The organism is Ornithinibacillus californiensis (genome assembly GCF_001038485.1).
GTDB lineage: Bacteria > Bacillota > Bacilli > Bacillales > Amphibacillaceae > Ornithinibacillus > Ornithinibacillus californiensis.
In genome coordinates this window covers 1-19,993 of sequence record NZ_LDUE01000006.1, presented here as the reverse complement: position 1 = coordinate 19,993, position 19,993 = coordinate 1, and the positions used below count along the sequence as shown (strand labels likewise).

Genomic DNA, 19,993 nt, shown 5'->3' with positions numbered 1-19,993 from the left:
AGAATAGATTCAGAATAGGGGGATTTGAATGGAATGGAATACTAGAATTACCGAACTACTTCATATAAAATATCCTATCATTCAAGGTGGGCTAGCATACTTAGCATACGCTGATTTGGCGGCGGCTGTTTCTAATGCTGGTGCATTAGGGCAAATAACAGCAATGAGTCTCGAGGGACCTGAGGCACTAAGAAATGAGATTATTCGAGTTCGGGAACTTACAAATAAACCGTTCGGTGTTAATTTTGCAATAGGTCAGCATAATCGTCCCTTTGAACAAATGGTACAAGTTGCTATCGATGAGAAGGTTCCAGTTGTATCTGTGACCGGTGGTAACCCTAAGGGTGTTCTTGATATGGTAAAGAACCATCCTATAAAAACTCTTGTTTTAGTTGCGGCTAAACGACAAGCGCAGAAGGCAGAGCAATTAGGGGCAGATGCAGTTATTGTCGTTGGATATGAAGGAGGTGGGCATCTGGGGAGAGCAGATACAAGTACGTTTGCGTTAACACCTCAAGTTGTTGATGGCGTGTCTATCCCAGTCATTGCATCTGGGGGAATTGTAGATGGAAGAGGTTTAATGGCTGGTTTAGCCTTAGGTGCAGAAGGAATTGAGATGGGAACGCGATTCATTGCAACGAAAGAATGTATCCATGCGCACGCGGTTTATAAGCAATCGTTACTGGAAGCAGATGAAAATTCTACCGTTGTTATTAAACGATCACTTGGCATGCCTGCACGTGCACTTAAAAATTCGTGGACAGATAAAATTTTAGAATTAGAAGCAGACAATCTAGGTTATGAAGAATTAAAAGAGTACATAAGTGGACAGGCAAATAGGAATTATATTTATAATGGAGAAACAGAACGAGGTTTTGGCTGGGCTGGCCAAGGTGCAGCAAGCATCCATGATGTGCCTTCTGTTAAAGAACTAATTGATCGTATTGTTGCAGAGGCAGAGCTCATACAGGAAAAATGGAATAAGAGGTGAATAACAGATGAACTATTCTTATCCTTTCGATACAAGTTGGACTAAAGAAGAGGTAATTGATGTAGTACAGTTTTTCTCCTTAGTTGAGAAGGCTTATGAAAAAGGTATGGACCGGCAAATATTACTTGCAGGATATAGGAAATTCAAGCAGGTAGTGCCATCGAAGAGTGAAGAAAAGAAGTATTTTGCAGAATTTGAAAAGGACTCAGGCTATTCTTGTTACCAAACAATAAAGAAGGCAAGAGAAACTGAGAATGGAATTGTTAAAATGTAATAAAAGCATCATCTCTCACTTGAAGAGAGATGATGCTTTTTTATGATTGTAGCGCTATACGGTAAAAAGGTATTAAATGTTGATAAGTATCTTTGATTAGTTTAAGAAGCTGTTCACCGTTTGATACTACCGGATCCTCTGGAGTGACATGTCTTCCAATGAGAAATTCTCCTTTTTTCACATCTCTAAAACGTTCTAAATGACTTTTCTCTAAATCTTTCAGAGCAAACGAATCCTTCTTCATATGATCTAAAGACACAACAAAGTCGGCGGGTAACTGCTTTAATTTGTTGTAGTTTGCAAGAAAGTTTTTAGCTATATCTGTTTTGCTATCTAATTCGTAAATGCATGCTAGCCAAATAAATAGATGGTCATCAAATAGACCTACTTGAAAATGCGGATGCTTTTTATAGCCTCTGTTATTGTGGGATATGGCAAGCCATGTATCCTTAGGTGGGTTTACAGTTCTTCTCGCATGTTTCGCAATATGTAGATAGACCTCATTCCCGAGTTGTGCAGAAAGAAAGTCTACAAGCTCTTGACCAATTTCATTAAATTTAGGTTGTATACGCTTTTGGATCGCTTCCATTCGAGCGTCTAAACCTTCTATTTGGAATGTGTCAAAGTCAGATTTGACAAACCCTTTTATACTCATAATAAATACACCTTTCTGTAAGAAAAATTAATGATATTTATTATTATGAACAACTAACTATAAACAAGTCAAGTAATCAAGACAACACATATTTCTCACTCTCGTTTATGAACGATTTTTAAAAAAACTCATATATATAAAGAAAACAAACAGAAAGTTCACGAAAACTTGGACAACACAAGTAGTTTTTTATCAATACAATTGAAAGGGTGAGGGGCTGTTGAAATATATATTAGAAGAGGTTAGAAGGCAGGAAGAAAAAGAAAAGATACCTGTGGTTAGAATGGAAATCGATTATGAATTATTAACTTTATACGATGCTTTGCAAGAACAAGATAGTGTACAAATCATAAAATCAAAAGAGAGATTGAAACAATTAAGAATGAAATTACTAGAACTTCAAAAAAAATAATATCAATAGCTCAAGGAATGACGTACTCTTCCTTGAGTTATTTGTGCTAATGAAAGTCTTTTGATGTATGACGTAATTAGGTTATTCTGATACTATTGCTATAAAGATATTATGATGGAGGCACTACTTATGGAAATTGCAATTCGAGACAACATATTTAATTTTGCTAAAAAGTGGATTTTAGAAGCGGGTAATATTATACGTCAGACAATCGATGATCCAATCGAGGTAGGTACTAAATCTAATCCAAATGACTTAGTGACTACGATGGATAAAAATACAGAAAAGTATTTTGTGGAAAAAATAAAAACTACTTTTCCCGATCATTTACTACTTTCTGAAGAAGGATTTGGTGATGAGGTAAAATCTCTAGATGGCACCGTTTGGATTATAGATCCAATAGATGGAACGATGAATTTTGTTCAACAAAAACGAAACTTTACGATATCAATTGGAATCTACCATGATGGTGTGGGGGAAATTGGTTTAATATACAATGTGATGGAAGATGAATTATATTCCGCTATTCGTGGAGAGGGGGCCTTTAAGAATGACAAGAAGCTACCTTTTCTTAGAAAGGAACAAATTTTAGAAGAGTCCGTAATAGGATTAAATCACCTATGGTTATGCGAGAATCCATTAGTGGATGAAAAAGTAATGCAAGATTTAGTTAGAACCGCTCGTGGTTCTAGAACTTATGGTTCAGCAGCATTAGAGTTTGCTTTTGTGGCAGAAGGTATTCTAGAGGGGTATTTAACCATGGGACTATCTCCGTGGGATTTCGCAGCAGGGATAATTCTTGTTAATGAGGTAGGTGGTATAACCTCTACAATTGATGGAGCAGAAATTAATATGGTAGGAAGAAATTCTGTTTTTACTGGTCATCGAGCAGTACATAAACGAATTATTGAAGATTTTATTAAAAAAGGAAGAAAGTGACTCATGCAGGTGAGTCACTTTTTTTCTTTTTATTTGCAATTGCTGTACCCATAATACCAAAGCCTAATACAATAAATAGAAGAACAAGCCATATGTTACGATAAGCTATTGCAAGGCCTACTCCAATAAACATGGAAACGACTAGTATAGCTAGAAGTAATGCTGGGATATTTACTTTTTTCATTAAAGTCACTCCTTCAGTTATAACATATTAAGTATAAACTTTTTCTAATACTAATCATAGTAATTAGTTAATACCCTTTAATAGAGGAAATTCACTAAAGGTTCAAGTCTTAAATCCATGCTAAGACTAGCAAGTTTACCATAAATTTAGTATGATAAGTGGAGTATACATAATGGGGGATTCATATGGTTTATGATTTAGTAATGGAACGATTTGGTGTAGAGCAAGTATTTAATATTTTATATATTGTTAATTTAGTATTAGCTGCATTCGCATATAAATTAGGTTTTGCAAAGAGGCTTCCTATTTTAAAATCAGTAGTTGTATATGCTTTACTTGCTGTTGGGATTTTTATATTGAACATTTTATTTATTATATTACCAGCAACTTTAGCTGCACAACCACTGCCGATGACGGAAAGCTTAGTGGTAATATGTGTAGTGTTAGCTATTTATAGAGTTAGACTGTTTATACAAAGACAAGCCAAAAAAGCTTAACATATTTACGAATATAAACAATCTGTAATTTAAAATAATAATCATATTAAACAAAGGGTGTGAATCTCATAAGATTCACACCCTTTTAAATTTATATTAACTCGTCCACTTTTTCCTTTTCCTTATATAAACGAAACTTTCCTGTTGACAGTCGATCTAATGTTTTTTCTTTAATTCGCTCATTACATTTTTGGCATAAGTACATATATGTTTTTTTATTTCTTAGTTTTTTTGCTTGTGGGGAATTATCTTCTATGTTTTCTACGATATCGCATATTACACATTTTACCTGCATCTAACCACCTCATAATTGTACTGTTATATTAACTATACCATAACTGATTAGAATATGTTTAATTTCTATTCAGTTGAGGAACATTAATAACAAGAACAGAAAGGATGATAGAGTGAAGAAACGTTACATTGTCTCAGCACTTGGGGTTGGAGTAGCAGGATATTTAATAGGTAATAGAAAGGCAACTGATCATACTTCAATAAATGAAAAAAATGAGATTGATGAGGATTTAACACTGTATAACGCAGGTAAACCAGACCAAGTAGATGATTTAGAATTAGATCAACTAGAAAATGCAAAGATGGTTTCGGAAGGTTCACAATTTGGAGTACAATATTATAATAATATTAAAGAAAATGAATAAAGTAACGAGGTATCCCCACTTGGATACCTCGTTACTTTTATTCTTCACGTTTTTCTCTTTTGTTCTTTGACTGATCGTCTACTATATCATCCATTTTTTGTTGTTCTTCTTCATCATTAATAATTTTTCTGTTTTGGTCGGGCTCTTCCGGCTGATCTTCTGGTAAAGGAATATCTGGCATATACCTTCCGACAATAGCTGCTACTTCATCTACTATACCTTGTATTGGGTAACCTTGTCTTATTTTATCATTCATCCCTCGGATTCTTTCAGTAATATCACCATCAGCGACTACAACAGCTGTCCGACCGTACGGGTCATGCTGAAGTGCTTCAAGAACAGAGTATTTTATGGTACCTACACGAGACCTATCTAGTTCTTTATCTACATCAATTCCAACTACAGCATAAGGTCCAACAACAATTGCTACTGCATCATCGACTTGTGGAACATCACTCGCAATATGTGCTAAATGATTTGCAACCTCTTCATTAGAGAAATCTTTCTTTTCATTTGGTGCCGAATTCTTTACATTAATAATTCGATCATTTGGGTTTTCCTTCTCACTAGGTAAAGCATGATCCTCATTATTTTGTCCGCATCCTATAAGAAATAAGCATATTCCTAATATACCAATACGAAAATACATCTAACACTCCTCCTAGAAAATGTAAATACAGGGCAATAACTATATCGTTATTTTGAGTATTAGGTGCTAAATTATACAATATAAAAAGATACTACTACAGTTGAGAGAGTATCTATCTACTGTAGTAGTATCTTTTATGTTAATTAATTATTAATTTCTTTATCCCTTTAATTGGATTCTCTTTGTTAGAACCATCTTTGTATAATAAGTGAACAGGACCATCTTCTCTTAATGGTTTTCCGTCCCGAGCGAACATTAGATAGCTATTGTATAAATCAGACAAAGGTATAGTTATGTCTTTCTCTTCAGTTACTAATGTAACATGAGTGGCTTCAGGCTTTACTTCTGCATGGTTCAAAAAATCGGTTATAGGCATAACATATGAATATTTAAGGATATTCTCACGTTCATGCTTTGTTAAACTTTTATTCACTGGGGGTTTAGAGAAATTACCTATAGCTCTTTCCCATCGTTCTGCAGCGAGTTTTGTCTCGTCTATATTTTCCTTCTCGTTGTTATCAGAGAATGCTTCCTCTAATATAATTTTGCGGTCATCAAATATCCATACGGTAGGATCCATTGTAATTTGGTATGTAACTTTACCAATGATTGGGACAATCATGCTTTTCCACCTTTCCCTGAAAAAATATGTATTACTTATTAAGGATATCAGACAAACTCTATAAATGAAATGACAAAGCATTCACCTTAGTGTGGGTAGAAACTTAAAGAAACTAACATTTGCATTTTATAGTAGTAAACGATAATATAATATTAGAAGAAAAGTAAAGTTTCATAAGAAGAAAACAAGCTTAAAATTCTATTTAAGGGTTGACGAGTTTGTTTTGGTGGAGGGGATATTATTGATACATAAGGTAACGATAGATCATCGTGAAAAAGCCTATGCCCTTCTTAAGGCTGATGCTGATAAAATCCTGCGGCTAATTGAAGTGCAAATCGATAATTTAACGATGCCGCAATGTCCGTTATATGAAGAGGTTTTAGATACGCAAATGTACGGTCTCTCTAGGGAGATTGATTTTGCAGTTCGTTTAAAATTAATAAATGAAGATGAAGGTAAGGCTCTACTTGAGAATTTAGAGAGGCGTCTTAACATTCTTCATGAAGCAGCACAAAAATCTGGGTAATACTACACCTGTTTCGTGTGGAAGGATTTTGTGGTAAAAACTTTGCCTGCATGTGAAATGGCAAGGTTTTTTTGTTTAAGATATACCTACTTAATAAATTATATAAATCAATAGTTATGTAAGTTTTCTAGTTGGAGAGGGACACAATATGTTGCGGAAAATTAAAAATTGTGATTTTACACTCTTTATAACTCCACTAATTTTAACAGGATTTGGGGTTGTAATGATTTATAGTGCTAGCATGGTATTAGCAGTTGTTGAAGGACTCGAAAGTAACTACTATTTACTACGACAAACACAATGGTTTGGAATAGGTCTTATTGGTTTTTTAATTTGTACGTTCTTTCCTTACAAAACCTATCAAAAATTTATTCCATTTATAGTCATAAGTATTATTCTATTGCTTATTGCCGTATTTATATTTGGAGATGTTCGTAATGGTGCTAAATCATGGATTTCTATTGGTCCACTAAATCTTCAGCCTTCAGAGTTTGCTAAGCTTGGTATTATCATGTACCTCGCATCTGTTTATTCAAAAAAACAGTCATACATAAATAATTTTAATAGGGGTGTATTACCACCTTTAATCTTGACGGGCTTAATCCTTGCGTTAATTGTAGCGCAACCTGATATTGGTACGGCCTCTATAATTTTCTTAATTGCTTGTTCTGTCATTTTTAGTTCGGGTATACGCTTTAAGCATTTATTTGTATTAGTTGCAATAGGATTATTAGTGGTAGCTATTGCAATACCTAATATGATAACGGAAGAACGCTTAGGGCGTTTCGCTGGCGCCTACGCACCATTTGAATCACCGGCTGATGACGGATATCAGTTAATTCAATCTTACGTTGCTATAGGAGTAGGGGGACTAACTGGTGAAGGCCTTGGCCAAAGTGTACAGAAATTAGGTTATCTATACGGACCTCATACAGACTTCATTATGGCTATCATAGCAGAGGAGATGGGGTTCTTAGGAGTAGCAATTACGATAGGTTTACTAGTAACGATAGTTTTACGAGGAATATACATTTCTCGTAAATGTGAAGATAGTTTTGGAGCATTACTAGCAATTGGTATTTCTTCCATGGTTGGGATTCAAGCTTTTATAAATTTAGGCTCAGCAAGCGGGATTTTACCAATTACTGGAGTAACACTACCATTTGTTAGCTATGGAGGATCATCGTTATTAGTATTGCTAATATCCATGGGAATCTTAAATAATATCGCAATGACAGTTAAGCGAAAAGAAAGGGAACCAGTTCCTGTGAAGAAAAATGATATTCCTAATAATCCGTTTAATAAAGGAGGAACAAGATGGTCAAGTTAAATAAAATTAAAAAGGTTTTAGTTGCTAATCGTGGGGAAATTGCAATTCGTGTGTTTAGGGCTTGTACGGAATTAAACATCCGTACAGTAGCTATATATTCTAAAGAGGATTTAGGATCGTATCATCGCTATAAAGCAGATGAGTCTTATCTGATTGGTGAAGGTAAGAAACCAATAGATGCCTATTTAGATATTAATGGTATTATCGAGATTGCTAAGCGTGTAGGGGTAGATGCTATTCACCCTGGCTATGGGTTCTTATCGGAAAATATTGAGTTTGCTAAGCGCTGTGAAGAGGAAGGTATTATTTTTATAGGTCCAAAGAGTGAACATTTACATATGTTTGGAGATAAAGTGAGGGCAAGAACGCAGGCATTACATGCTGGTTTACCTGTAATACCAGGAACAGATGGTCCAGTAACCTCTCTAGAAGAGGTGGAAGCATTTGGAGAGCAACATGGTTATCCAATTATTATAAAGGCGTCACTAGGTGGTGGCGGTCGTGGTATGCGTATCGTTCGGAGTGCAATTAATGTACGAGAAAGCTATGAGCGAGCAAAGTCTGAAGCAAAAGCTGCTTTTGGTAATGATGAAGTGTATGTTGAAAAGTTAATCGAACAACCAAAACATATTGAAGTTCAAATTATTGGTGACCAACATAACAATATTGTGCATTTGTATGAGCGAGATTGTTCTATTCAAAGAAGACACCAAAAATTAGTTGAAGTCGCACCAAGTTTATCTCTTACAGATGAGCTACGTGAGAGAATTTGTGATGCAGCAGTTCAGCTTATGAAGAATGTTGATTATTTAAATGCTGGAACTGTAGAATTTTTGGTTAAAGATAATGAGTTTTATTTCATTGAAGTGAACCCACGTATTCAGGTGGAGCATACTATTACTGAGTTAATTACTGGTGTTGATATTGTTCAAACTCAAATAAAAGTTGCTGAAGGTCAAAATATACATGAGCCATCTATTGGTATTCCAGCTCAGGGTAAGATAACTACGCAAGGTTATGCGATACAGTCTCGTGTTACTACCGAAGATCCATTAAATAACTTTATGCCAGATACTGGTAGAATTATGGCGTACCGTAGTGGTGGAGGATTTGGCGTTCGCTTAGATGCAGGAAATGGTTTCCAAGGTGCGGAAATCACCCCGCATTATGATTCCTTGTTAGTAAAAGTATCTACTTGGGCACTAACATTTGAACAAACTGTCCAAAAGATGGTTCGTAACCTAAAAGAGTTCCGTATCAGAGGAATTAAGACGAATATCCCATTCTTAGAAAATGTCATGCTTCATAAGCAATTCTTAACCGGGGAATACAATACGACCTTTATTGATGAATCACCAGAGCTATTTGTGTTTCCAAAACGTAAAGACCGTGGTACTAAAATGCTATCTTTCATTGGAGAAACTACGGTTAACGGATTCGAAGGAATATCAAACAAACAAAAACCTAATTTTGATAAGTTACTTATCCCTAACGTTGAATCAGTTCCTTTTGAACATGGTACGAAGCAAATTTTAGAAGAAAAAGGGCCTGAAGCATTAGCAACTTGGCTTAAAGAACAAAATGAAGTATTACTAACTGATACAACATTTAGGGATGCTCATCAATCGTTGTTAGCAACTCGGATTCGTACAAAAGATTTATTGAAAATTGCAGAACCGACATCAAAGCTACTACCAAACTTGTTTTCCGTGGAAATGTGGGGAGGAGCAACCTTTGATGTGGCTTATCGATTCTTAAAAGAAGATCCATGGGAGAGACTGCTAAAATTACGAGAAAAAATGCCTAATGTACTATTACAAATGCTCCTTCGAGCGAGTAATGCCGTAGGATATAAAAACTATCCAGACAATTTAATCGAAGAATTTGTTGAGAAAAGTGCAAGAGGTGGTATCGATGTATTCCGGATATTTGATAGTCTCAATTGGGTAGATGGAATGAAGCCAGCGATTCAAGCAGTTCGTGACAACAATAAAATTGCAGAGGTATCTATCTGCTACACTGGAGATATCCTAGATCCAAATCGTACGAAATATGATTTAGCATATTATACAAGTCTAGCAAAAGAACTAGAGCAACTAGGCGCACATATTCTAGGCATTAAAGATATGGCAGGTCTATTGAAACCGGAAGCGGCGTATCGATTAATCTCAGAACTAAAGGAAACCGTTGATATACCAATCCATCTTCATACGCATGACACAAGTGGGAATGGTGTTTACACGTATGCTCGTGCAATTGACGCAGGTGTAGATGTTGTAGATGTGGCTAATGGCCCGATGGCTGGGCTTACTTCGCAACCTAGTGCTCAAACCCTATATCATGCGTTAGAAGGTAAGGATCGTCAACCTAAGGTAAATATAGATAGCTTTGAGAAGTTAGGTAATTATTGGGCTGGAGTCCGGGATTATTACCAAGAATTCGAAAGTGGGATGAAGGCACCACATACTGAAATATATCATCATGAAATGCCTGGTGGCCAATACTCTAATTTACAACAACAAGCAAAAGCTGTAGGATTAGGCGACCGTTGGGAAGAAGTTAAGGCAATGTTCCGCCGGGTAAATGATTTATTTGGTGATGTTGTAAAAGTGACTCCTTCTTCTAAAGTCGTTGGTGATATGGCATTATTTATGGTTCAAAATAATCTCTCTGAGGATGATATTTATGAAAAAGGAGAGACAATTGATTTTCCGGATTCTGTAATTGAATTTGCAAGTGGTTATATCGGCCAACCGTACCAAGGGTTTCCGAAAGAGTTGCAACGAATCATTTTGAAAGGCAGAAAACCAATTACAGAGAGACCTGGCCAATTATTAGAACCTGTTAATTTTGACCATTTAAAGGAAACTCTATTTAAAACGTTGGAACGACAAGTTACTAGCTTCGATATGATTGCCTATGCATTATATCCGAAGGTATTTATGGATTATCATCATTTTTATGAAACATATGGTGATGTATCTGAACTAGACACACCAACATTTTTCTATGGAATGAAAATTGGAGAAGTCGTAGAAGTCGAGATTGAACAAGGGAAGACGCTTATTGTTAAATTAATTTCTATTTCTGATCCAAGAGAAGATGGAACTAGAGTGGTATATTTTGAATTAAACGGTCAGGCTCGTGAAGTTTTTATTCGTGATCGAAGTGTTCAAACATCAAGTACAACAAGACAAAAGGCAGATAAGGCAAATAGTAAACAGATTGGTGCAACTATGCCAGGGACAGTTTTAAAGGTAGTATGTAATAGCGGTCAATCTGTTGAAAAAGGTGATCAATTAGTCATTACAGAAGCAATGAAAATGGAGACAACTGTACAGGCACCTTTTAGCGGTGTGATTAAAGCTATTCATGTACATGATGGTGACACAATCGAAGTAAATGATTTATTGCTTGAATTTGAATAGATAAACTTTCAAGCTGTTTATTGCAGCAATCCATTAACTATCTAAAAAAACAGCCAAAATAAAAGAAGAAGGAGCTAGTTAGCTCCTTCTTCTTTTATTTTATATTTGAAGTTATTTCTTCGGGTATTGCGTTGTTACGCTCCATCACTGCACTTCTAGTTGATAGTAGACAGAAGTAACTTAACATACCGAAGTAGCAAGTGATTACTAACGCATGCATTAGCGCAATACCAAGATTTAATAAAGTGAAAATAATTAAAGCACCAAACAATACTTGTAATGTGATTAAGGAGAAGGTCACAATCCAACCCCATCTCATGATATAGCTAGTTCTATAGTTTTTCATGATTCGGATGAACAGTGTTAAGGTCCATAGGAATAATAACCCTGCAGCTAGTCGGTGACCCATTTGAACCCATTGTTCAAAACTATAAGATGAAAAATCTAATGGAGAAACGTTTGAACAAAACGGCCAATCACCACAAACCAAATTAGCATTCACATGTCTTACAAGTGCTCCTGTATATACAACAATAAGTGTATAAGTAGTTAGAGCGTAAATCTCAATTCTATGTTTCTTTTTAATATATAAGGAATCTGCATCAAATTTCTTATCAATTTCAAATATTAAAAGCATCAATAGAAATATCGTAGCAAACGAAATTAAAGAAATTCCAAAGTGCGCTGCTAATATAAAATCAGATTGCCCCCAAATAACTGCTGCGGCACCAATTAACCCCTGCAGAACTAGGAAGAGTACTGAGAATATAGCTAGAAACTTTACTTCTCTAATTGTGCCGATATGCTTCCAAGATAAGTATGCCAATATAAGTACAATGATACCAACAGATCCTGAAACTAACCGATGACTTAATTCAATTATTAATTCCATGTCTATTTCGGACGGAATAAGTTCACCCTTACAGAGAGGCCAACTATCTCCACAGCCATCACCTGACTCTGTTTTCGTTACTAGAGCACCACCGATAAGCACAAAGGTCATACCTATGACCGCTAGAATAGAGAGCCATTTTAATGTTTTAATCATAAACCATTATCCTCACTTTATATCTATGTTGTTATATCTTTCTACATAGTTAATATACCAACCTTAATGATAATCTTTTTTTTAACAATAAAGCAATCATTTTAGGTAATATATTACTAATTGACACAGAATTGTTAAACTATATTCTTAATTAACTAAGGAACTAGCTGAAATAGTAAAAAAACCTTGCAAAGTTTTTCATTGTCTGCTAGAAATAATATAGGGGATATACTGTGATTTCGCGGTTAGACTTCTGGTTGAACAAATACATATATGGCTGATATTTTTATAAGAAGGCGGTTTAGCCTTTTATTTGTTTACATCACAAATTTCACAAAATTGTCAGAAGTTCTCGTGAATTTTGACAGTTTTATCCTAGGGGCAAATGGTTTGTAAGATGGAACCGTGATACAATAAGTATTAAAATGGCGCACTTTACTGAATATTTTAAAACGATTCATAAGGTATGCCTATTTTAAGTGTCCTATAGCATGAGGATTAAAGGGGGGGATTTCACAATGGATTTTATGAAGACAACTTCCTCACTCAATAGGAAATGCTTATTGTTAGACGGGAATAAAAAATGTATGTAAATTACTAATAGTTTTTCTTACAAGTAGTAATAAAGCCTTTTATCATGTCTTTTCCTTTTAGTTACAATATTTTTAGGCTTTTTAGGAATATTAAATATTGTCACCTTTTGTACTAAAGGGATATTTGGTCTTCTAATGGGAAAAAAGTGAGTAGAAATCAACTTGCTACCCATAATAATTGATCCTTACTAAAGTTACTATATATTAAGGAAGGAAAATAGAAAGAGAGGTATAAAACATGAAAGGTTGGATGGGAAAATTAAAAGTATTCTCCCTTTTAAGTTTAGTAGCATTATTTCTTTCAGCCTGTGGTAGAGAAAACCTGACAGCATTGGATCCCAAAGGTTATGGTGCTGAAAAAGCATTAGATCTAATTATTCTACCCACTGTTATCATGACTGTTGTACTATTAATTGTTATGGTTATATTTACAATAGTGCTTATCAAGTTCCGTAAGAAAAAAGGACGCGAGGATTATATTCCAAAGCAAGTTGAAGGGAACCATACACTGGAAACGGTTTGGACAGTTATTCCGATTTTACTACTGATCGTTATTGCTGTACCAACAGTAATTTATACCTTTGATCTAGCTGATGAAACGGATGCTAGTGATTCTCTAAATGTCAATGTTACTGGTAATCAGTACTGGTGGCATTTTGATTATGAAGGATTAGAGATTCAAACAAGTCAAGACGTATATATCCCAGTAGGTAAAAAAGTTTACTTTAATATGTTATCTTCAGACGTAATCCATTCTTTATGGGTTCCAACACTTTCTGGTAAATTAGATGTTAACCCAGAAAATGAAAACACTCTATTTATTGAAGCATATGAAGAGGGTGTTTATTGGGGGAAATGTGCTGAGTTATGTGGACCATCACATTCTTTAATGGACTTTAAAGTAGTTGTAGTTAGTCAAGAAGAGTTCGATCAATGGGTAGCAGATATGCAAAACTTTGATCCGGAAGTAGCGCCTGAATCTAAGATGGCTGTTGATGGTAGAGCGTTATTTGAAGAAAATAACTGTATCGGGTGTCACGCTATTGGTTCCTCACCTGCTGCAATTGGTCCTAACTTAACTAACTTTGCTGACCGTTCTAGACTCGCTGGTACAGAAGAAATGACAAAAGAAAATATTATTAAGTGGATTGTAAATCCTGAGGAAATGAAACCAGGAAATAAAATGACTGGCAAGTATCCTGAAGTAAGTGATGAAGACGCTGCATTAATTGCAGAATACTTACTACAACTGAGCCCTTCTGAAATAACAACAGAAGATGCTGGTGAATAATTAATTTATTTGTTTATTTGATTTGCAAGATCAATTAGGGAGGTTTATTTTGTGAGTACAGCAACTGCTCAGAAAACAAGCTTCGCTGCCGTAATATGGGATTATTTAACAACTGTTGACCATAAAAAGATAGGTAAGTTATATCTTTATGGTGGAGGTTTCTTTTTCCTACTCGGTGGATTAGAAGCTATGATTATTCGTATTCAATTAATTAAACCAGAGAATAATTTTATTTCTGCTGGTTTATACAACGAAATGATAACTATGCATGGTACGACGATGATTTTCTTTGCCGCCATGCCGTTATTAATCGGGTTAATGAACGCTGTCATGCCTCTCCAAATAGGAGCACGTGACGTAGCATTCCCGTTTCTCAATGCTTTAGGTTTTTGGTTATTTTTATTTGGTGGAATTATGTTAAACGTCAGCTGGTTAACTGGAGCTCCAGATGCTGGTTGGACTTCCTATACGCCACTATCAACATTGTCCCCAGGACACGGTGTTGATTACTATGTTTTAGGATTACAGATATCGGGGGCAGGTACGTTAATGGGGGGGATTAACTTCCTAGTAACAATTGTAAACATGCGTGCACCTGGTATGACTTATATGCGTATGCCATTATTTACATGGACTACATTCGTTGTCAGTGTATTGATTTTATTCGCATTTCCAGCTTTAACAGTTGGTTTATTCTTACTAATGTTTGACCGTATGTTTGATTCAGCATTCTTTGATGTAGCATTAGGTGGTAACAGTATCATCTGGCAACATTTATTCTGGATCTTTGGGCACCCAGAAGTTTATATTTTAATCTTGCCTGCATTTGGTATTTTTAGTGAGATTTTTGCTACATTCTCTAGAAAGCGTTTATTTGGTTACACTGCAATGGTATTTGCAACAATTTTAATCGCATTCTTAGGATTCATGGTGTGGGCTCACCACATGTTTACAGTAGGTATGGGGCCAGTTGCGAACTCGATTTTTGCAATAGCAACGATGGCAATTGCTGTACCAACGGGTATTAAGATATTCAACTGGTTACTTACCTTATGGGGCGGTAATATTACGATTAACAGCGCAATGCTTTGGTCATTAGGATTTATTCCATCATTTACAATTGGTGGTATGACAGGGGTTATGGTTGCTACTTCAGTAGCGGACTATCAGTACCATGATAGCTACTTTGTAGTTGCCCACTTCCATTATGTAATTGTTGGTGGGGTAGTATTTGGTATCCTTGCAGCATTACATTATTGGTGGCCAATTATGTTTAGAAGAATTCTAAATGAAAAATTAGGTAAGCTTGCATTCTGGACATTCTTTATTGGATTCCACTTAACATTCTTTATCCAACATTTCTTAGGTCTAATGGGTATGCCTCGTCGTTATTGGGTATTCTTAGAGGATCAAGGATTAGAATTAGGTAACTTAATTAGTACAATCGGTGCATTCTTTATGGCATTCGGTGTTATTGTTTTCCTTTATAATGCCATCTATGTTTGGTTTAAAGGGGAACCGGCACCACAAGATCCATGGGATGGACGTACTTTAGAATGGGCTGTAGCTTCACCAGTACCACACTATAACTTTAAGCAGTTACCACTAGTACGTGGTTTAGATGCACTTTGGATTGAAAAAATGGAAGGCAATGGCAAGTTGACTCCTGCTGAACCTGTTGGCGATATTCATATGCCTAACGGATCTATCCTACCATTCTTGATGTCTGTAGGATTCTTTATTGCAGGTTTTGGATTTATTTACCAAACCCAAACTAACTTTGCATATATCTTCCTATTTGGTGGTATGGCATTAGCATTACTTTGTATGCTAATACGTTCATTAAAAGACGATCATGGATATCATATCCATAAAGAAGAACTAGAAAAGGAGGCTGAATAATATGGCTCACGATCATTCCTTAAATCCAGAAACAATGCCACATCATCCTGAAAAAGCAACGCTTGAAGGGAAGAATAAGTTTTTAGGATTATGGTTTTTCCTAGGTGGGGAAACAGTATTATTTGCCAGCCTTTTCGGAACTTATCTTGCACTTAAAAATTCAACTGCTGGTGGACCAACATCAGAGGAGTTATTCGGTCTTGAATTAGTTTTCCTTATGACAATGCTACTATTAACTAGTTCCTTAACTAGTGTATATGCTATGTATCATATGAAGAATAATGATTTTAAGAAAATGCAATTGTGGTTAGGTATTACTGGACTACTTGGTGTTGCATTCCTAGCTTGTGAAATTTATGAGTTCTATCACTACATTCATGAGTATGGTTTTACATTTAGATCTTCTGCGTTCGGTTCTGCTTTCTATACATTAGTTGGATTCCATGGTGGGCACGTTCTATTCGGTCTTTCTTGGTTAGCCGCTATAATGATTAGAAATGCTAAACGTGGTCTAAACCTTTATAATGCACCTAAGTTCAACACATTCAGTTTATACTGGCACTTTATTGACGTTGTATGGGTATTCATTTTCACAGTGGTATACCTAATGGGGAAGGTGGCGTAAATTATGACAAATCACACCAAATCCAATGAATTTCATAAACAACAGAATAAAGAGGAAATGAAAAAGCAGCTTATTACATTTGCTACAATGATTATTTTTACCATTATCGCATTCATCATTGTAGGTAGTGGTTTGATGAGTAAAATGCTTGCCATACCATTACTGCTTATTCTTGCTTTAATTCAAGTAGCATTTCAATTCTATTACTTCATGCATATGAAGGATAAGGGTCATGATATGGTTGCTATTATGATTTATGGCGGAGTATGGGCTGCAATTTTAACAGTTGCTGCACTAAGCTTAGTAATATGGTGGTAATAATTAAATGAAGGATCGGGGAAAGTATTTCCCTGATCCTAATTTTTTGTAATTAACATACTAGTCTTTTGAAAAGTTGTCACAGTTAGTCTGTGTTTCGACTAGTATTTTAGGTTATAATGAAGGGTAGAAACTTGAAAGCTATGGAGTGAATAACATGTGGCTTAATTTACAATTATTTGGATTTCGTGCATTATGGAGTCCGTATTTCTTACTGTTTGTAATTGCTGTAGGTGTTACATATTTCTTAATTACAGGTCCTTTACGACATAAATTTGGAAACCATGATAATCCAACAGCAAAACAACAAAGCTTTTTCTATATTGGTTTAATCTTGTTGTATATTGTGAAAGGTTCACCAATTGATCTTTTGACTCATATTACACTGACAGCTCATATGATTCAAATGGCTATTTATTTAATTGTATTTCCTATTTTAATGATAAAAGGAATTCCAACTTGGGTATGGAAACGAGTGTTATTGAAACCAATAATAAAACCATTGATGAAAGTACTAACTTTTCCACTGATCTCGATATTATTATTTAATGCATTATTTTCGCTATACCACTTACCGTTTATTTTTAATCTGACGAAAGCATCACCTTTTGTTCACACTTCGTTTCATTTAGTGCTATTATTATTTGGATTTTTAGTATGGTTCCCAATCATGTCACCGATTAAAGAATGGCAAATTTCACATCCGCTTGGAAAAATCTTTTATATTTTTGGTAATAGTGTACTTATTACTCCTGCTTGTGTATTAATCATCTTTGCTGATGTTCCGTTATTTGCTGCATATAGTTCTAGCGGAGCATGGATACAAGCATTAGCATTATGTGTGCCTAGTGATATTTTGACTGGTTTAACTTCTTCATTCCAAATATCTGGACCAGAAATGTTCTCATCAATGAGTACTTTAGAAGATCAGCAACTAGGTGGAATCATAATGAAAATCATGCAAGAGATTATTTATGGTGTTATACTAGCAAAAGTATTCTATGCATGGTTCAGTCCTGAAACATTAAAGATAGATCCATTACCTAAAACTGTCATTAATACGAATGATGTAAATTGAAGGGAGGGCTACTTTCCTCCCTTATTTAAATAGAAAAGGGGATAATTAGATGGCTGTATTACCTACAATTAGTACTTTCTTTATTTTTTTAAGTGCTGTATTCATAGCATTAGGATGGCGCTTTATTGCTACTGATAGACCTAAGGCCCACAAAAATATGATGATTGCTGGAGCAATAAGTGCTTTAGTATTCTTTATCATCTATATGTCTCGAACTATATTCATAGGAAACACTAGCTTTGGCGGACCAGAAGAGCTAAAAATATACTACACCGTCTTCCTAATCTTCCATATTGCGCTAGCAACTACTGGTGCTGTATTTGGGGTGGTTACTCTATATCTAGCCTTTAAACGTAATATAACGAAGCATCGTAGAATAGGTCCAGTAACGGCAATGATTTGGTTTGGCACCGCAATTACTGGGATTGCAGTATATTTATTGTTATACGTGCTATATAGTGGTGGTCAAACTACTAGTTTAATAAAAGCAATACTAGGTACATGAAAAGAGGGATAGCGCTATGCTATCCCTCTTTTTATCTAAAACTTAATGTTTAGTCTTATTATTTCAGCTTCCCGTGCTGATATATAAATAATTAATAGTAATGGACCAATAATAAAACCTAACAGCCCAAATATCTTTAGACCTAAAAACATGGAAATTAGTGTTGCAAGAGGGGATAGGCCCATATGTTTCCCCATTACCTTTGGCTCTACTGTTCTTCTAATGGCAAGTAATATTATTGCAAGAACAGATAGTTCAATTCCCATCTGTATATCACCGGCCATAAACATGATTAATGCCCAAGGACCTAGCACAATAATGGACCCAATAATTGGGATTAAATCAATAACCCATATAAAGAGAGACATGATTAACGCAACTTCGGGTGCGATAATAAATAATCCAATTAACGATACAGCAAAGATGATTAAGCTAACAAGGAATTGAGCTTTGAAGAAGCCAACAATTACACTCCTAATTCTACTATTCATATAAGTTACTTTTGCCGCTGTTTCCTTCGTAAATAAGTTAAAGGTCTTTTCTCTAAGTATTGGTAACTCTAGCATAAATAAAAATAGGGCTATTAAATATACTAGAATACTAACTATATATTGGGGTATTTGAGAGAAGATCCCCGCAATTCTGCTAATAGTCAGTTGCTCTTTCAAGGTTGTATTTAGTTGATTAACATATGTATTAAAACTATCTGTTACAGAATCTACAAATTCATATGGCAAATCCTTACCGTATTCACTTATTCTACCTTCCCATTCGTCGTACACTTTATTTATCTTATTAATGTGAGATGGAACATCTTCAACAAAATTAATAGCTTGACCTACAGCTTTCGTTACGATTACTGTACCCGCAACTCCAACTACAACTAAGAATAATAGGAAAACGATAATAACTGCAGCTTTTCGATTGAATTTAATGCGATTTTGCACAAGGCGTACCAATGGATTTAAGGCTAGTGCCGTTAAAAATGCAATAATTAAAGGAATAGATAGGGATAATACGAAATATCCAACAATTATTAATGTGATAATGAGTAAAAATAAAACTATTCTTCGTAACAAAAAAGTAACTCCTTTCAAGAACCGGAAATTTCTGTATTATACATATACAAAATATAGCATGAATTTATGCATCTGGATAGGACTTTAACCTTATATGTACAAAGAAAACAAAAAATAAAGAGGCTGGGACAAAACCCCAGTAAATAATTAAAGACGTAGCGCTAACCATTTAAAATGGTAAGTGCTACGTCTTTTTTAATATTCTTACTCTTTTTAGTAAACAAAAAGGACACCCTCTGATAAAATTAAAGTAACCACACAATAACCTATCAGGAGGTATCCCTATGTTCAAACATTATACCATGAATCAAGTTGTTTTGCCGATAGATTTAGAAATGAAATTACAAGAAAATGATGTTGCTTACGCTGTTAATGATGTGGTGGAGAG

22 protein-coding genes are annotated in these 19,993 nt (G+C 35.1%); 15 read left to right on the top strand and 7 right to left on the bottom strand.

Going from position 1 to position 19,993, the window contains the following annotated elements:
* The first annotated feature begins 28 nt into the window (after positions 1 to 28).
* Entirely contained in the window at positions 29 to 991 is a 963-nt protein-coding gene (locus TE34_RS00875; protein WP_047982943.1) for an NAD(P)H-dependent flavin oxidoreductase, read from the top strand.
* Positions 992 to 998: 7 nt separating this feature from the next.
* A complete protein-coding gene (locus tag TE34_RS00870; protein WP_047982942.1) occupies positions 999 to 1,265 on the top strand; it encodes a UPF0223 family protein in 267 nt (88 codons plus the stop codon).
* Positions 1,266 to 1,305: 40 nt separating this feature from the next.
* On the opposite strand, the gene TE34_RS00865 is transcribed toward TE34_RS00870, so the two are convergent.
* Positions 1,306 to 1,920: a YktB family protein gene (locus TE34_RS00865; RefSeq protein WP_047982941.1), complete on the bottom strand. Its 615-nt coding sequence runs from the start codon at positions 1,918 to 1,920 to the stop codon at positions 1,306 to 1,308.
* A 220-nt stretch (positions 1,921 to 2,140) separates the two neighbouring features.
* Here TE34_RS00865 and TE34_RS00860 point away from each other — a divergent pair, with 220 nt between their 5' ends.
* Both TE34_RS00860 and TE34_RS00855 read left to right on the top strand, forming a co-directional pair.
* Positions 2,141 to 2,332, top strand: coding sequence for a hypothetical protein (locus TE34_RS00860; RefSeq protein WP_047982940.1), 192 nt, complete (start codon positions 2,141 to 2,143; stop codon positions 2,330 to 2,332).
* A gap of 129 nt (positions 2,333 to 2,461) precedes the next feature.
* Positions 2,462 to 3,271 (top strand): inositol monophosphatase family protein, encoded by an 810-nt coding sequence (locus tag TE34_RS00855; protein WP_047982939.1) that lies wholly within the window; start codon positions 2,462 to 2,464, stop codon positions 3,269 to 3,271.
* A 1-nt stretch (position 3,272) separates the two neighbouring features.
* Here TE34_RS00855 and TE34_RS00850 read toward each other — a convergent pair whose 3' ends face one another.
* Positions 3,273 to 3,455 (bottom strand): DUF5325 family protein, encoded by a 183-nt coding sequence (locus TE34_RS00850; protein WP_047982938.1) that lies wholly within the window; start codon positions 3,453 to 3,455, stop codon positions 3,273 to 3,275.
* Between the two features lie 185 nt (positions 3,456 to 3,640).
* On the opposite strand from TE34_RS00850, the gene TE34_RS00845 reads away from it, so the two are divergent.
* Entirely contained in the window at positions 3,641 to 3,952 is a 312-nt protein-coding gene (locus TE34_RS00845; protein WP_047982937.1) for a YlaH-like family protein, read from the top strand.
* Positions 3,953 to 4,043: 91 nt separating this feature from the next.
* Here the strand turns inward: TE34_RS00845 and TE34_RS00840 are convergent, their stop codons facing one another.
* Entirely contained in the window at positions 4,044 to 4,247 is a 204-nt protein-coding gene (locus TE34_RS00840; protein ID WP_047982936.1) for a YlaI family protein, read from the bottom strand.
* A gap of 112 nt (positions 4,248 to 4,359) precedes the next feature.
* Between TE34_RS00840 and TE34_RS00835 the strand changes: the two genes are divergently transcribed.
* Complete coding sequence (locus tag TE34_RS00835) at positions 4,360 to 4,611, top strand: hypothetical protein (protein ID WP_047982935.1); 252 nt, start codon at positions 4,360 to 4,362, stop codon at positions 4,609 to 4,611.
* Positions 4,612 to 4,648: 37 nt separating this feature from the next.
* On the opposite strand, the gene TE34_RS00830 is transcribed toward TE34_RS00835, so the two are convergent.
* Positions 4,649 to 5,260, bottom strand: a complete 612-nt coding sequence (locus TE34_RS00830) for a YhcN/YlaJ family sporulation lipoprotein (RefSeq protein WP_053074923.1) — start codon at positions 5,258 to 5,260, stop codon at positions 4,649 to 4,651.
* Positions 5,261 to 5,399: 139 nt separating this feature from the next.
* Complete coding sequence (locus tag TE34_RS00825) at positions 5,400 to 5,882, bottom strand: molybdopterin-binding protein (RefSeq protein ID WP_047982934.1); 483 nt, start codon at positions 5,880 to 5,882, stop codon at positions 5,400 to 5,402.
* Positions 5,883 to 6,126: 244 nt separating this feature from the next.
* On the opposite strand from TE34_RS00825, the gene TE34_RS00820 reads away from it, so the two are divergent.
* The 3 genes from TE34_RS00820 to pyc all read left to right on the top strand — a co-directional run bounded on the left by TE34_RS00820 (position 6,127) and on the right by pyc (position 11,166).
* A complete protein-coding gene (locus TE34_RS00820) occupies positions 6,127 to 6,408 on the top strand; it encodes a YlaN family protein (protein ID WP_084710582.1) in 282 nt (93 codons plus the stop codon).
* A 148-nt stretch (positions 6,409 to 6,556) separates the two neighbouring features.
* Complete coding sequence (gene ftsW / locus TE34_RS00815; RefSeq protein ID WP_047982932.1) at positions 6,557 to 7,738, top strand: putative lipid II flippase FtsW; 1,182 nt, start codon at positions 6,557 to 6,559, stop codon at positions 7,736 to 7,738.
* The gene (gene pyc / locus TE34_RS00810) at positions 7,726 to 11,166 is read left to right on the top strand and encodes a pyruvate carboxylase (protein ID WP_047982931.1); all 3,441 of its coding nucleotides are present in this window, start codon (positions 7,726 to 7,728) and stop codon (positions 11,164 to 11,166) included. Before ftsW ends, pyc begins: the two co-directional genes overlap by 13 nt.
* 94 nt (positions 11,167 to 11,260) lie before the next feature.
* On the opposite strand, the gene TE34_RS00805 is transcribed toward pyc, so the two are convergent.
* A complete protein-coding gene (locus TE34_RS00805; protein ID WP_047982930.1) occupies positions 11,261 to 12,214 on the bottom strand; it encodes a COX15/CtaA family protein in 954 nt (317 codons plus the stop codon).
* Positions 12,215 to 13,045: 831 nt separating this feature from the next.
* Between TE34_RS00805 and coxB the strand changes: the two genes are divergently transcribed.
* The 6 genes from coxB (at position 13,046) to TE34_RS00775 (ending at position 18,526) form a co-directional block, all read left to right on the top strand.
* Positions 13,046 to 14,098, top strand: coding sequence for a cytochrome c oxidase subunit II (gene coxB, locus TE34_RS00800; RefSeq protein WP_047982929.1), 1,053 nt, complete (start codon positions 13,046 to 13,048; stop codon positions 14,096 to 14,098).
* A 51-nt stretch (positions 14,099 to 14,149) separates the two neighbouring features.
* Complete coding sequence (gene ctaD, locus TE34_RS00795; RefSeq protein ID WP_047982928.1) at positions 14,150 to 16,000, top strand: cytochrome c oxidase subunit I; 1,851 nt, start codon at positions 14,150 to 14,152, stop codon at positions 15,998 to 16,000.
* Position 16,001: 1 nt separating this feature from the next.
* On the top strand, positions 16,002 to 16,625 hold the full coding sequence (locus TE34_RS00790; protein ID WP_047982927.1) for a cytochrome (ubi)quinol oxidase subunit III: 624 nt from the start codon (positions 16,002 to 16,004) through the stop codon (positions 16,623 to 16,625).
* Positions 16,626 to 16,628: 3 nt separating this feature from the next.
* On the top strand, positions 16,629 to 16,943 hold the full coding sequence (gene ctaF, locus TE34_RS00785) for a cytochrome c oxidase subunit IVB (protein ID WP_047982926.1): 315 nt from the start codon (positions 16,629 to 16,631) through the stop codon (positions 16,941 to 16,943).
* A gap of 157 nt (positions 16,944 to 17,100) precedes the next feature.
* On the top strand, positions 17,101 to 18,021 hold the full coding sequence (ctaG, locus tag TE34_RS00780; protein ID WP_047982925.1) for a cytochrome c oxidase assembly factor CtaG: 921 nt from the start codon (positions 17,101 to 17,103) through the stop codon (positions 18,019 to 18,021).
* Between the two features lie 49 nt (positions 18,022 to 18,070).
* Positions 18,071 to 18,526, top strand: a complete 456-nt coding sequence (locus TE34_RS00775) for a DUF420 domain-containing protein (RefSeq protein WP_047982924.1) — start codon at positions 18,071 to 18,073, stop codon at positions 18,524 to 18,526.
* A 35-nt stretch (positions 18,527 to 18,561) separates the two neighbouring features.
* On the opposite strand, the gene ytvI is transcribed toward TE34_RS00775, so the two are convergent.
* A complete protein-coding gene (ytvI, locus tag TE34_RS00770; protein ID WP_047982923.1) occupies positions 18,562 to 19,605 on the bottom strand; it encodes a sporulation integral membrane protein YtvI in 1,044 nt (347 codons plus the stop codon).
* Between the last annotated feature and the right edge of the window lie 388 nt (positions 19,606 to 19,993).